This is a genomic window from Streptomyces sp. NPDC096311, from assembly GCF_044763085.1.
In the GTDB taxonomy this organism is placed as follows: domain Bacteria; phylum Actinomycetota; class Actinomycetes; order Streptomycetales; family Streptomycetaceae; genus Streptomyces.
This window is the reverse complement of sequence record NZ_JBIWFN010000013.1, coordinates 226,069-239,301: the sequence shown is the minus strand read 5'-3', so window position 1 is coordinate 239,301 and position 13,233 is coordinate 226,069. Positions and strand designations below refer to the sequence as shown.

Here is a 13,233-nt window from a genome sequence, read left to right as displayed (position 1 = left end):
GTTCCTCGGCAGGTTCTGAACAGATGGGTGGATGTCAGGCGGTGGCGGGCTGGAGCAGGTCCCAGCGGTTTCCGTACAGGTCCTGGAAGACGACGACCGAGCCGTACGGTTCGTGGCGCGGCTCTTCCAGGAAGGTGACGCCCGCCTCGCGCATGCGGGCGTGGTCGCGGGCGAAGTCGTCGGTGTGCAGGAAGAAGCCCACGCGCCCGCCGGTCTGGTCGCCGACCCGGCCGCGCTGCGCCTCGTCCTTGGCCCGGGCCAGCAGCAGTCCGCTGCCGCCGCCCTCCGTGCCCGGCTCGACGACGACCCAGCGGGAGCCGTCGGGCCGCGGCTGGTCCTCGACGAGCCGGAACCCGAGGGCTTCGGTGTAGAAGCGGATCGCCTCGTCGTAGTCGTCGACGACGAGGGTGACCAGCGCGATGCGTCGCATCGGGACCCCTTAGGTAGTTATACGTAACACGTTAGGGTACGGCATCCCACCGCATGCTCCCGCCCGCCCCGCCGCACGCTCCCGCCCCGCCCATGCCGAGTCGCCAGGTGCGGCGGGGTGCGGGACGCTGAGCACACCCTCGGCCTCCGTCGCCCGCCGGCGTCCGGCAAGGCCGCGCCCCACGCGCGGCGTTCATCTTTCGCGGCCGCCGCGGGAACGATCTCGGCGCGCCAATCGTCTACAGTTCTGTAGACCGTCTACAGGATTGTAGTCACCGCGGACGCGGTCTTCCGACGCGCCCGCACGCCCATCATGGAAGGGGCCTCCGTCGATGTCCGCAGCCCTGCGCGCCGCGCCGCCGTACGCGGTCGATGTCCTCCGGGCCCTGTCATGAGGCGTGCGGACGCGTCGGACCTCGCGGGATCGACCGCGGTCGGCAGCCTGGTCGCCTTCGTGCTGCTGGCGCTGGTCGTGACCGGCCGGGACGGCGCCCCGCTCTTCGGCGACCAGGACCTCAACGCCTGGTCCGCGGACCACCGCCCACCCGTGGCGCTGGCCGTGGCCCGTGGGCTGACCTACACGGGCACGGGCGTCCTGCCGTACCTGCTGGTCGCGCTGGCGGGTGTCGTCCTCGGCCGCACCGCACGACAGCGCATCCTCTTCACCCTCGGCTGTGTCGGCTGTCTCGCCGCCGCCCAGGCCGTTCGGTACGGCGTGATGTCCCTCGTCGCCCGCCCCCGCCCCGCGACGGTGGAGTGGGCCACGCAAGCCTCCGGCTGGTCCTTCCCCTCGGGCCACACCACCACGTCCGCCATCACCGGCGGTCTGCTCGTCCTCGCGGTGCTCTCGCGGGCGCCCCGCGGCGGGCGGGCCCTCGCGGCGCTCCTCGCATGCTGGGCCGTCCTGGTCGGACTCACCAGGGTCTACCTAGGCGTCCACTGGTTCTCCGACGTGCTCGGCGGCTGGCTGTTCGCCCTGTGCTGGCTGAGCCTCAGCGTCTATGTCCTCGCCCGCATCGCCCCGCACACGTTCTCTTCCATATCGGCGCTCCGTCTCCGCCTTGGTCCCACGCCGACGGAAGAGCGCCCCGATGACTCCCACCCGCACCGCGAAGTCCCCCCTCACTCGGCTCCGTGACCACCTCGGCTGGGCCGTCGGCGCGTCGTACCTCGCCGCCGCGGCCCTGCCGGCGCCGGGGCGGTGGTTGCGTCAGCCGCACCTGATCTGGGCGGCCGGGTTACCGCACATCGCCTTCGAGACCCCGCGTCTCCTGCTGTCCCTGCTCCTGTTCACCGCCGGCCTACAGGTGCCGGTCCACGCACTGCGGGCATTGGTCAGGCGCCCCGCCGCACTGCTGACCGGGCTCGTCCTCCATCTGGTCGCACCCCTGCTGATCATTCCGGGCGTCGCCTTCGTCCTGAGCCGGTCGCCCGACAGCGACGGGGGCAGCGGAATGATCGCGGCGATGATCCTGATCGTCGCGATGCCGGTGGCGGCCGGGGCCACCGTGTGGACGAGCAAGGGGGACGGCGACCAGTCGACGACCGTGGGCCTGGTGTTGGCGTCCACGATCGTCAGCCCGCTCACGATCCCGGTCACCATGACGGCCCTGTGCCCCCTGCTGAGCGGCGACTACGCGAACACGCTGTCGGGGGCCGCCCGGACCGCCGGACACGCCTTCGCGCTCACGGGAGTCCTGCTGCCCTGCGGCGCGGGAATCCTGTGCCGGCTCGCCCTGCCGGACCGCGCGCTGACCCGCCTCCTCGCCGCCGCGGTCCCCACGGCGATGATCGGCTCACTGCTTCTGACGTACGTCAACGCCAGCGGTGTCCTCGGCCCCTTCCTCACCCATCCCGAACCGGTGCTGCTGGTGGCGGCGCTGGTCGTCGCCGCCACCGTCTGCGGCCTGTCGTTCGCCCTGGGCGGGATCACGGCCCGCGCACTGCGCCTGGACGCTCCGGCGGGCGCCTCCGTGACACTGGCCTGCGGGATGAACAACAGCAGCGCGAGCGCGGTCCTCATCACGACGACCCTGCCCGACCGGCCGCACGTCCTGCTGCCGGTGCTGGCGTACAGCCTGCTGCAGAAGGTGGCCGCGGGGCGCGTCGTGCGGGCCGGGGGCAGGCCGGGCGCCCGCGCATGACATCGTGGAGATCAACTCGGGGCCGGCCCCCCCGGCTCCTGCCCAGCGCTGTCCCACAGGAGTTGAGTGCGATGTCCGAGCTGCCGAAGCCGACCGGAGCCCCCGCCCATCAGAACGTGACCTTCCCCAGCGCCGGGACCACGGCCCACGGCTATCTGGCACTGCCGCCGTCCGGGCAGGGACCTGGGGTGATCGTCATCCAGGAGTGGTGGGGTCTGACCGACCACATCGCGCAGGTGGCGGACCGGCTGGCCGCGGAGGGCTTCGTGGCCCTCGCGCCCGACCTGTACGGCGGCAATGTCGCCCATGACAGCGGCGAGGCCTTCCGGATGATGAAGGAGTTGCCGGTGTCGAGCGGCGTCGAGCTGCTCTCCGGTGCGGTCGATCATCTGCTCGGGCTGCCCGAGGTCACCTCGGACACGGTGGGCGCGGTCGGCTTCTGCATGGGCGGCGGCTTCGTCCTCCACCTGGCCGCGGCCGACCCCCGGGTCAGCGCGGCGGTGCCGTTCTACGGCGTGATCCAGGGTGAACTGCCCGACTTCTCCCGCCTGAAGGCACAGATCCTGGGTCACTACGGCGAACTCGACACGAGCATCCCGACGGAGAACCTGGACCAGCTGAGGGAGGCGGTCCAGCAGCAGGCCGGCATTGCCGCGGACTTCCGTCTCTACCCTGCCCACCACGCCTTCTTCAATGACGGCCGACCGGAGGCGTACGACCCCGAGTCGGCAGCGCGGGCCTGGGAGCGCACGGTGCCCTTCCTGCACGAGCAACTGGGCTGAGCAGGTCACCCGGGGCGGCCCGACGAGGACCGCCCCCCGTGACGGGGCCCGTCGGTCACTCGCCCGGCCGATGGAGTGCGTCGAGGCGGACCATCTCGTCGTCGGTGAGCCGCAGCGCGCCCGCGGCGACGTTCTCGACGAGGTGGTCCGGGCTGCCGGTGCCGGGGATGGCGAGCACGTGCGGGCCCTGCCGCAGGGTCCACGCGAGGCGTACCTGCGCGGGCGTCGCGCCGTGCGCACGCGCGACGGCGAGCACCTCCTCGTCGCCGTCGCCGCCGCCGCTTGCGCCCTGCTCACCGCCCTTGCCGGCGATCGCGAAGAACGGCACGAACGCGACGCCCAGCTCCCCGCACCTGCGCAGGAGTTCGTCGGTCCCGGCGTTCGGGGAGTCGAGCCCGTACCGGTTCTGCACGCTCACCACCGGCGCGATGGCCAGCGCCTCCTCGAGGTGCCGGAGTCCGATGCTCGACATGCCGAGGTGCCGGATCAGCCCCGCCTCGCGCAGCTCGGCCAGTGCGCCGAAGTGCTCGGTGATCGAGTCCTGCCCCGTCCGCCGCAGATACACGAGGTCGAGGTGGTCGCGGCCCAACTGCCGCAGGTTCTCCTCGACATGGGCACGGAGCTGGTCCGGCCGGGCCGGGGTGCCCCACTCCCCCGCGTAGTCGCGGAACGGCCCGACCTTGGTGGCGATGACCAGGTCGTCGGCGTACGGGGCCAGCGCGCTGTTGATCAGCTCGTTCGCCGAGCGCACCGCCGAGAAGTAGAAGGCGGCGGTGTCGATGTGGTCGACGCCCAGCTCGATCGCGCGGCGCAGCACGGCGATCGAGCGGTCGCGGTCGCTCGGCGTACCGAGGTGGAAGGCCGCGCTGCCCGTCAGCCGCATCGCGCCGAAGCCGATGCGGCGGACGGGGAGATCTCCGAGCGTCCAGGTGCCGGAAGCTGCCGCGGTGATCGTTTCCGAGGTCATCGCGGCAGTTTCGCACACCTTCTGCGGGCCCGGACGGCTGCCGTCGACGGCCGATCAGCAGGAGAGGTTGCCGCCGGCCGAGGTCCCGAGGATCTGCACGAAGCGCTGGTAGGCGTCCACCCTGCTCTGCACCTGTGCCGGGTTCTTGCCGTCGCACTCCAGGGAGCCGTTGATGCTGCGGATGGTCTGGCCGAATCCCGCGCCGTTGACCATGGCGTTGTGGCCCGTCATGCTGCCGGGACCCGTCTGGGTGTTCCAGTACCAGAGGCCGGTCTTCCAGGCCACGGCGGCATCGTTCTGTACGAGGTAGGGGTTGTTGAGGAGGTCGATGCCGAGCGCGTCGCCCGCGGCCTTGTAGTTGAAGTTCCAGCTGAGCTGTATCGGGCCGCGGCCGTAGTAGGCCGACTGTCCGGCCGGGCAGCCGTAGGGCTGGCTCCAGTCGCAGTAGTGCGGGTAGTTGGCGGTGTTCTGCTCCACCACGTAGACCAGGCCGCCGGTCTCGTGGCTGACGTTGGCGAGGAAGGCCGCAGCCTCCTGCTTCTTCACCGTGTCGCTGCCGGTGTTGGCGAAGGCCGGGTAGGCGCTCATCGCCGCCCGCAGGCCGCTGTAGGTGTAGAAGGAACTCCGGTTCGGGAACATCTGGTTGAACTGCGCTTCGCTCACCACGAAGCCGTCGGAGGGAGGCGTGGAACCTCCGTCGCAGGCGTAGGGGTCCCAGAACCAGGTGCTGATGGTGGGGTCGTAGCCCGGGTTGTCGTGCTCGGCGATGTAGGTCTTCCCGTCGGTGTAGCGGACGACGTCACCGGTGACGTACGACCTCCCGGCCACCCAGCTCGGATAGCTCGAACAGGCGGCGGCGGAGGCGCCGGCGGCCGGCAGCAGCACCGGGGTGGCGGACGCGAGGGCGAGGGCTGTCAGGACTGCGGAGATGCGGCGCCTCGACACAGGTCAACTCCTTTGCGGGACACGGCCGCTCCCCGTCAAGGGCAGCGCGGAGCTGAGCCTTGTACGCACGTGCCGGCGGGGCCGGCCACGGCATCGGGGGCGGCCGTGGTGGGGGGTGTGGAGCCACACTCAACCGCTTTGGTATGTACCAGTCAAGGGTGTAGACCAGTCAGATCTGACAACGTTGGCAGAGAGGGGCGCACAACGGTGCCCCGGCAGATCCTCAACGATCTCCCGGGGCACCGAGGGTCGGACAGGACCTAGCCCAACGGCTTCTCCAGCACCGCCTTGCGGTGGCTGAACGTCTCGATGGAGTAGCGGCCGTGGTAGCGGCCCATGCCGCTCTCGCCGACCCCGCCGAACGGCAGGTCGGAGACGGTCAGATGGGCGAGCGGCAGACCGAGGCCGAGGCCTCCGGAGGACGTCTCCTCGGCGATCCGCTCCCGGGTGGCGTCCGACTCGGTGAAGACGTAGAGCGCCAGGGGCTTGTCGCGGTCGTTGATGAAGTCGATGGCCTCGTCCAGCCCCACCACCGTGACGATCGGCAGGATCGGTCCGAAGATCTCCTCCTGCATCACGGGGGCCAAGGGATCGACATCGGCGAGGACGGTGGGCGCGAGGTACTTGGTGGCCCGGTCTCCGGTGCCGCCGATGACGGTGCGCCCGGAGTCCAGCAGCGAACTGAGCCGGTCGAAGTGCCGCTCGTTGACGATCCGCCCGTACTCGCCCGAGCGCCGCGGCTCGGCACCGAACAGGGCCTCGACGGCGCGGGCGAGCTCGGGCTCCAGCGCGCGGGCGGTCTCCGGGTCGGCGAGGACGTAGTCCGGTGCGACGCAGGTCTGCCCGGCGTTGAGGAACTTGCCGCGGGCGAGCCGGTCGGCGACGACGGACAGGTCGGCGTCCCGGTCGACGAACGCCGGGGACTTGCCGCCCAGTTCGAGGGCGACGGGGGTGAGGTGCTCGGCGGCGGCCCGCATCACGATCCGGCCGACCGCGCCGTTACCGGTGTAGAAGATGTGGTCGAAACGCTCCGCCAGCAGCGCGGTGGTCTCCGCAACCGCGCCCTCGACGACGGCGACCGCGTCCGTGTCGAGGTAGCGCGGCAGCAGCCGCGCGACGGCCGCCGAGGTGGCGGGCGCGAGCTCGCTGGGCTTGACGACCACTGCGTTGCCCGCGGCCAGCGCGCCGAGCATCGGCGTCAGCAGGAGCTGTACCGGATAGTTCCAGGGGGCGATGACCAGCACGACACCCAGCGGGTCGTACCGCGTCCAGGCCGTCGCGTCGGCGCCGAGGTGGGCGGGGACCGGGGCGGACTCGGGGCGCAGCCACTCGTCGAGGTGGTCGAGGGTGTGGTCGATCTCGCGCACGGTGAAGTCGATCTCGGTGCGGAAGGCCTCGGTGGAGCTCTTGCCGAGGTCCGCGTGGAGGGCCTCCGCGAGCTCGGCGCCGTGCGTGGTGAGCAGTTCGCGCAGTCGGCGCAGCTGGGTGGTGCGCCACGCGAGGGGCTTGGTGCGGCCGGAGCGGAAGGTGGCGCGCAGCCGGGCCACGATGTCGGCGGGCTGCTCGGGGGTGCGGTCGTTCACGGTGCCTCGCTGATCGGTGCGGACCTGGCGGCCCACGGGCGGTCGTCTTGAGCCGGAGGGCTCGGTGTAAACACCAACCTTTCATGTGCCCAAATAAATTCCGGGTGCACGAGGAATACGTTCCGCAATCACGGGGTCACGGACGGAGGTCGGAGGGTGGGCTTCGCGGGAGTGCCGCGCGGGCCCGTTCGAGGTAGGCGCGCTCCGGTGCGCTGTCGGTCAGCGCGATGGCCGCCTCGTACGCCCCTGCGGCCTCGGTGTGGCGTCCGAGGCGGCGCAGCAGGTCCGCGCGTACGGCGTGGAAGGCGTGGTAGCCGTCCAGGTCGAGCGCGTCCACGAGGGCGAGCGCCGGCTCCGGGCCCTCGACCTCGGCGACGGCGACAGCCCGGTTGAGGGTGACCACCGGGCTCGGGACGAGCGCGGCCAGCTGGTCGTAGAGCTGGAGGATCTGGCCCCAGTCCGTGGCGGCCGCGGTCGGGGAGTCGCTGTGTACGGCGTTGATCGCGGCCTGGATCTGGTACGGGCCAGGCCGGTCGCGGCGCAGACAGCGGCGTACGAGGGTCTGTCCCTCGGTGATGAGATCGCGGTCCCACCGTGAGCGGTCCTGGTCGGAGAGGAGGATCAGGGCGCCGTCCGGTGTGGCGCGGGCGGGCCGACGCGACTCGATGAGGAGCATCAGGGCGAGCAGGCCGAGGGCCTCGGGCTCGTCCGGCATCAGCTCGACGAGGAGTCGGCCGAGCCGGACGGCTTCGGCGCAGAGGTCCTCCCGGCCGCCGTAGCCCTCGTTGAAGACGAGGTAGACGACCGCGAGCACCCCCCTGACACGGTCCGGGAGGTCCGCGTCGCGCGGGATGCGGTAGGGGATGCGAGCGTCGCGGATCTTGGCCTTGGCGCGGACGATCCGCTGCGCCATGGTCGGCTCGGGGACGAGGAAGGCGCGGGCGATCCGCGGCGTGGTCAGACCGCCGAGGAGGCGCAGGGTGAGGGCGACCTGGGCCTGGGTGGCGAGCGCGGGGTGGCAGCAGGTGAAGATCAGGCGGAGCCGGTCGTCGCGCACGGGACCCTCCTCGGCCGGGTCGTCCCGGGCGTACAGCCGCTCGGCCTCGGCGTGCCGGGCCTCGCGCGTGGACTCGCGGCGCAGCCGGTCGACGGCGCGGTTGCGCGCGGTGGTGATGATCCACCCGGCCGGGCTGGGCGGTATGCCCGACTCCGGCCACTTCCGCAGGGCGGTGGTGAAGGCGTCCTGGACCGCTTCCTCGGCGAGGTCGATGTCGCCGAGGAAGCGGACGAGGACGGCGACCGCGCGGCCGTATTCGGCGCGGAACACGGCCTCGATGTCGGCGTTCGGGGTCATCCGTCCTCGGCTTCGCCCATGAAAGGCCGCACCTCGATGGGGAGCGTGGTCGCCACCGTCGCCTTGCGGCCCCATGCGAGAGCCGCGTCGAGGTCGGGTGCCTTGATCAGACAGATCCCGCCCAGGTACTCCTTGCTCTCGGTGTACGGGCCGTCGGTGACGAGCACGTCGCCGTCCTTGGCGCGCACCACGGTGGCCGTCTCCGGTCCGTGCAGTCCCCCGGCGAACACCCACGCACCGGCCTCGCGCAGCTCCGCGTGGAAGACGTCGAGATTGTGCATGATCTCTTTCAGGATCTCGGGCGCGGGCGGCTCACCAGGCGGCTGCATCACGCTCAGCAGGTAGTACTTCATGTGTGCTCCTCGGCCGTGTCGTTCTCGGCTCGTTCTCGGGTGGTCTTTCACTGACTACACGAACCGGAGACGGCCGGATCGACACACGACACGACGGCAGCGGGAGATTTTTTCGATGACCACCCCACCGCATCCGCTCGTCGCGACGGCCGGACGGCTGGCGGCCGAGGTGCTGGCCCCACGGGCGGAACGCGTGGACCAGGAGGGCATGCCGGCGAGCAGCATCGAGGCGTTCGCGCGCAGGGCGGCGGAGCTCGGCGCCCGGCTCTCGGGTCGGCCCTGACCGGGGTCGTTCAGTCCTCGTCGCCGACCGGCACCACCACGAGGAAGGCGTCCGACTTCAGGTCCATCACCACCGTCGCGGGCTGCCCCTCGGTGCGGCGCCGGGCCGCGTACTCCTCCGCCGTCCAGGATCCGCGCGGGCCTCCCGCGGGAAACCGCTCCAACACCTTCGTGCCCCTCACGGCAGACACCTCCAGCGGTGACCTCGGACTCTCGTGTTCTCCCGTCTGCCCGCGATTCCCCCGGACATGTCCGCAAAGACTCCGCCGGACAGCTCCTGGGCGCATCCGACCGCCGTGTTCGCGTGGAAGAGATGAGGGAGGGAACACGGAAAGCCGGTGGCCCGGTGAACGACGGAGGCACCCATGAGCGACGACGATCCCCGCCCCGGCCCGCACTGTCTGGTGACAGGTGCCACCGGCTACATCGGCGGCCGGCTGGTCCCCGAGCTGCTGGAGGCGGGTCACCCCGTACGGTGTCTCGCCCGCTCCCCCGCCAAGCTGCGCGACTACCCGTGGGCGGGCGACGCGGAGGTGGTGCGCGGCGACGTCACGGACGCCGACTCGGTCGCCGAGGCGCTGCGCGGCATCGACGTCGCGTACTACCTGGTGCACGCCCTGGGCACGGGCCACGACTTCGAGGAGACCGACCGGAAGGCGGCCCGGATCTTCGGCGAGCAGGCCCGCGCCGCCGGGGTGAGCAGGATCGTCTACCTGGGCGGCCTCACCCCGGCGGGTGTCCCCGAGGAACGCCTCTCGCCGCACCTCAGGTCGCGCGCCGAGGTCGGCCGCATCCTGCTGGAGTCGGGCGTGCCGACCACGGTCCTGCGGGCGGCCGTGATCATCGGTTCCGGCTCGGCCTCCTTCGAGATGCTCCGCTACCTCGCCGAACGCCTCCCGGTCATGGTCACGCCCCGCTGGGTGCGCACCCGGATCCAGCCGATCGGCGTACGGGACGTGCTGCGCACCCTGGTCGGCAGCGCGCGGATGCCCGCCGACGTCAACCGCGCCTTCGACATCGGCGGTCCCGAGGTCCTGACCTATCTGGAGATGATGCAGCGGTACGCCGCCGTCGCCGGGCTGCCGCGCAGGCTGATCCTGCCCGTGCCGGTGCTCACCCCCTGGCTCTCCAGCCATTGGGTCGGCCTGGTCACCCCGGTGCCCGCGTCCATCGCGCGCCCGCTCACCGAATCGCTGCGCCACGAGGTCGTCTGCCACGAACACGACATCGCCCGGTACGTCCCCGATCCCCCGGCGCGTCCGATCGGCTTCGACGAGGCGGTGTCGCTGGCCCTGCAACGGGTGCAGGACGCCCAGGTCACCACCCGGTGGTCCTCGGCCTCCGTACCCGGCGCGCCCAGTGATCCCCTCCCCACCGACCCCGACTGGGCGGGCGGCAGCCTCTACACCGATCGACGCGAACAGGCGGTGGACGCGCCGCCCTGGGCGCTGTGGCGGGTGATCGAGGGCATCGGAGGTGAGAACGGCTGGTACTCCTTCCCGCCCGCCTGGGCGCTCCGGGGCCGGCTGGACCGGCTGGTGGGCGGTGTCGGCCTGCGGCGCGGACGGCGCGACGCCGCCCGGCTGCGCGTGGGTGACTCGCTCGACTTCTGGCGCGTCGAGGAGATCGAGCCGGGCCGTCTGCTGCGACTGCGCGCAGAAATGCGACTGCCGGGCCTCGCCTGGCTGGAGCTGTACGCCGAGCCCGGCGCGGAGGGCCGGTCCCGCTACCGGCAACGGGCGCTGTTCCATCCGCACGGCCTGCTGGGACACGCCTACTGGTGGAGCATCTCGCCCTTCCACGCCGTCGCGTTCGGCGGCATGGCCCGCAACATCGCCAAGGCGGCGGCCGAGGCCGACGTACCGTCCGGGGCGCGGCAGCCCGTCGTGCCGTCCCGCTGAGTCCCGCATCCACTCGCCGATGACCGCATCCGCCAGGGACCGCGGGCCCGAAGCAGTCCTGGCCGCACTCGTCGCCGCCCCGTCACAGCACCGCCTCCCCCTGTCCCGGAGTCACCCCATGAACGTCTCGGTCGTCCTGTTCACCTCGGATCTGCGCCTGCACGACCATCCGGCGCTGCGCGCGGCGCGGGACGGCTCGACCGCGCTGGTGCCCCTGTTCGTACGGGACGACGGCGTCGCGGAAGTGGGGTTCACGGCGCCCAACCGCATGGCGTTCCTCGCGGACTGTCTGGCGGACCTGGACGTCGGACTGCGCGAGCGCGGCGGCCGTCTCGTGGTGCGCTGCGGCGATGTCGTCGCGCAGGTGTGCAAGGTGGTCGCCGAGGCGGACGCCGACGAGGTGCACATGGCGGCGGGGGTGAGCGCCTACGCCCGCCGCCGTGAGGAGCGGCTGCGCACTGCCCTGGAGGGTGGGGGGTGCCGGTTCCATGTCCACGACGCCGTGATCACCGCGCTCGCGCCCGGCGCCGTCACGCCGTCCAGCTCGGACCACTTCGCCGTGTTCACGCCGTACTACCGGCGCTGGTCGCAGGAGCCGCTGCGCAACGCGGTCGCCGCGCCCCGGGCGATCCGGGTGCCGGACGGCGTCGGCTCGGAGGAGATCCCCTCCCGCACGGGTCTGTCCGGGCTGTCGCCGGGGCTGGCGCGGGGCGGCGAGCGGGAGGGCAGGCAGCGGCTCACGGCCTGGCTGCGGGCGGGGATCACCGCGTACGACGACGGCCGTGACGACCTGCCGGGCGACGCCACCTCCCGGCTCTCCCCCCATCTGCACTTCGGCACCCTGTCCCCGGTCGAACTCGTGCACCGGGCGCGCGCGGCGGGCGGCCCGGGCGCCGAGACCTTCGTACGCCAACTGGCCTGGCGGGACTTCCACCACCAGGTGCTCGCCGCCCGGCCTGACGCGGCTGTGGCCGACTACCGCACCAAGCACGACCGTTGGCGCTCGGGGAGGACCGCGCGCGGGGACATCCGGGCGTGGAAGGAAGGACGCACCGGCTATCCGGTCGTCGACGCGGCGATGCGCCAACTGCGCCAAGAGGGCTGGATGCACAACCGGGCACGGCTGCTGGCCGCCGGCTTCCTCACCAAGACGCTGTACGTGGACTGGCGGATCGGGGCCCGGCACTTCCTGGACCTGCTGGTGGACGGCGATGTCGCGAACAACCAGCTCAACTGGCAGTGGATGGCCGGAACGGGCACGGACTCGCGGCCGGGCCGCGTCCTCAATCCGGTGACGCAGGCCAAGCGGTACGACCCGGACGGGGAGTACGTCCGGCGCTGGGTGCCGGAGCTGGCGGGGCTCGCGGGCGGCGCGGTGCACGAACCCTGGAAACTCCAGGGCCTGGAGCGCGCGGCGTACGACTACCCGGAGCCCGTCGTCGAACTCTCCGACGGGCTGGCCCGGTTCAGGGCCGCTCGGGATCGCGGCTGAGCGACATCACGGCTGAGCGGCATCACGGCTGAGCGGCATCGCGGCGGGTGGGACCGCAGATGAGACGGTGGCCCAGCGGTTCGCGACTGCGCGGGTGGCGGCACGGATTTTACTCCCCCTAAAGATTTCTCCGGCCCGCACATCCGTACTGGTGAACGTCCGACACACCCGTACCGGATCCACGCACCGGATCCACCGAGCGGCCCACCGGAGCCTCACTCCGGGCCGCCGCCCCGCCAGGAGGCTCAATGCGCATTGCACGAACCGCAGGAACCGTCTTCGTGGCAGGTGCGTTGGTCATGACTCTCGCCGCGCTCGCATACCCCAGCATGCTCGGGCTGCAGACCACGGCCACGGCCCAGAACCGCATCATCGCCAACACCGCGACGGGCCCGCTGACCGAGGCCGACCGCGACTTCGTCGTCAAGGTGCGGGCGGCCGGGCTGTGGGAGTACCCCGTCGGCATGCTGGGTCTTCAGAAGGGCACCATCCCGGCCGTCAGGACCGCCGGTGACCACCTGATCAAGGGCCATGCCGCGCTGGACGAGGCCGACCGCAAGGTCGCCGCCGCACTCGGCATCACCATCCCCAACAAGCCGTCTCCTCAGCAGCAGGGTTTCGTGTCCACCCTGAGCGGAGACACCGGCAAGCAGTTCGACACCGACTTCGCCAACATCCTGCGGGTGACCCACGGTTCGATCTTCAACACGATCGCCAAGATCCGGTCCACCACCGAGAACTCGCTGGTCCGCCAGCTGGCCGACCAGGCCAACACCACCGTGCTTGACCACATCACGGTGATGGAGAAGACCGGACTGGTCAACTTCGACCAGGTGCTGTTCCAGGAGACCACCCCGCCGAAGCTGCCCGCCTCCGATCTCACGCCGCCTGCGCCCGCGCCGGGTGAGCCGACCGCCGTACTCACCGCGCCCGCCGGCAGCTCCCCCTCGCCCACCGGGACGGTCGGCTGAGCCGTTCCCGGCCCACCGGCGCGCGGGGGA

The 13,233-nt window shown here is 71.8% G+C and carries 14 protein-coding genes; 7 read left to right on the top strand and 7 right to left on the bottom strand.

Going from position 1 to position 13,233, the window contains the following annotated elements; genetic code table 11:
- Positions 1-34: 34 nt before the first annotated feature.
- The gene (locus tag ACIRA5_RS31355) at positions 35-430 is read right to left on the bottom strand and encodes a VOC family protein (protein WP_054233807.1); all 396 of its coding nucleotides are present in this window, start codon (positions 428-430) and stop codon (positions 35-37) included.
- Positions 431-820: 390 nt separating this feature from the next.
- On the opposite strand from ACIRA5_RS31355, the gene ACIRA5_RS31350 reads away from it, so the two are divergent.
- The 3 genes from ACIRA5_RS31350 (at position 821) to ACIRA5_RS31340 (ending at position 3,355) form a co-directional block, all read left to right on the top strand.
- A complete protein-coding gene (locus ACIRA5_RS31350) occupies positions 821-1,567 on the top strand; it encodes a phosphatase PAP2 family protein (RefSeq protein ID WP_403696316.1) in 747 nt (248 codons plus the stop codon).
- A complete protein-coding gene (locus ACIRA5_RS31345) occupies positions 1,521-2,573 on the top strand; it encodes a sodium-dependent transporter (RefSeq protein WP_403696313.1) in 1,053 nt (350 codons plus the stop codon). Before ACIRA5_RS31350 ends, ACIRA5_RS31345 begins: the two co-directional genes overlap by 47 nt.
- Positions 2,574-2,644: 71 nt before the next feature.
- The gene (locus tag ACIRA5_RS31340) at positions 2,645-3,355 is read left to right on the top strand and encodes a dienelactone hydrolase family protein (RefSeq protein WP_403696311.1); all 711 of its coding nucleotides are present in this window, start codon (positions 2,645-2,647) and stop codon (positions 3,353-3,355) included.
- 55 nt (positions 3,356-3,410) lie between these two features.
- On the opposite strand, the gene ACIRA5_RS31335 is transcribed toward ACIRA5_RS31340, so the two are convergent.
- From ACIRA5_RS31335 to ACIRA5_RS31315, 5 genes are all read right to left on the bottom strand, one after another.
- Positions 3,411-4,322 carry an aldo/keto reductase gene (locus ACIRA5_RS31335; protein WP_403696308.1) on the bottom strand — a complete coding sequence of 304 codons (912 nt, stop codon included), beginning with the start codon at positions 4,320-4,322 and terminating at the stop codon, positions 3,411-3,413.
- A 54-nt stretch (positions 4,323-4,376) separates the two neighbouring features.
- On the bottom strand, positions 4,377-5,267 hold the full coding sequence (locus ACIRA5_RS31330) for a glycoside hydrolase family 19 protein (protein ID WP_352051594.1): 891 nt from the start codon (positions 5,265-5,267) through the stop codon (positions 4,377-4,379).
- A gap of 260 nt (positions 5,268-5,527) precedes the next feature.
- The gene (locus ACIRA5_RS31325; RefSeq protein ID WP_403696305.1) at positions 5,528-6,886 is read right to left on the bottom strand and encodes an aldehyde dehydrogenase family protein; all 1,359 of its coding nucleotides are present in this window, start codon (positions 6,884-6,886) and stop codon (positions 5,528-5,530) included.
- A 100-nt stretch (positions 6,887-6,986) separates the two neighbouring features.
- Positions 6,987-8,204: an RNA polymerase sigma factor gene (locus ACIRA5_RS31320; RefSeq protein ID WP_403696302.1), complete on the bottom strand. Its 1,218-nt coding sequence runs from the start codon at positions 8,202-8,204 to the stop codon at positions 6,987-6,989.
- Positions 8,201-8,557, bottom strand: a complete 357-nt coding sequence (locus ACIRA5_RS31315) for a YciI family protein (protein WP_067377593.1) — start codon at positions 8,555-8,557, stop codon at positions 8,201-8,203. The genes ACIRA5_RS31320 and ACIRA5_RS31315 overlap by 4 nt, the downstream gene beginning before the upstream one ends.
- 115 nt (positions 8,558-8,672) lie before the next feature.
- Between ACIRA5_RS31315 and ACIRA5_RS31310 the strand changes: the two genes are divergently transcribed.
- Positions 8,673-8,840, top strand: a complete 168-nt coding sequence (locus ACIRA5_RS31310; RefSeq protein ID WP_403696298.1) for a hypothetical protein — start codon at positions 8,673-8,675, stop codon at positions 8,838-8,840.
- Between the two features lie 10 nt (positions 8,841-8,850).
- Here ACIRA5_RS31310 and ACIRA5_RS31305 read toward each other — a convergent pair whose 3' ends face one another.
- Positions 8,851-9,030: a hypothetical protein gene (locus ACIRA5_RS31305; RefSeq protein WP_352051588.1), complete on the bottom strand. Its 180-nt coding sequence runs from the start codon at positions 9,028-9,030 to the stop codon at positions 8,851-8,853.
- Positions 9,031-9,204: 174 nt separating this feature from the next.
- On the opposite strand from ACIRA5_RS31305, the gene ACIRA5_RS31300 reads away from it, so the two are divergent.
- From ACIRA5_RS31300 to ACIRA5_RS31290, 3 genes are all read left to right on the top strand, one after another.
- Positions 9,205-10,740, top strand: coding sequence for an SDR family oxidoreductase (locus ACIRA5_RS31300; RefSeq protein ID WP_403696296.1), 1,536 nt, complete (start codon positions 9,205-9,207; stop codon positions 10,738-10,740).
- 118 nt (positions 10,741-10,858) lie between these two features.
- Positions 10,859-12,232 (top strand): cryptochrome/photolyase family protein, encoded by a 1,374-nt coding sequence (locus tag ACIRA5_RS31295; protein ID WP_403696555.1) that lies wholly within the window; start codon positions 10,859-10,861, stop codon positions 12,230-12,232.
- Positions 12,233-12,480: 248 nt separating this feature from the next.
- Entirely contained in the window at positions 12,481-13,203 is a 723-nt protein-coding gene (locus ACIRA5_RS31290) for a DUF4142 domain-containing protein (protein ID WP_403696293.1), read from the top strand.
- Positions 13,204-13,233 lie beyond the last annotated feature (30 nt).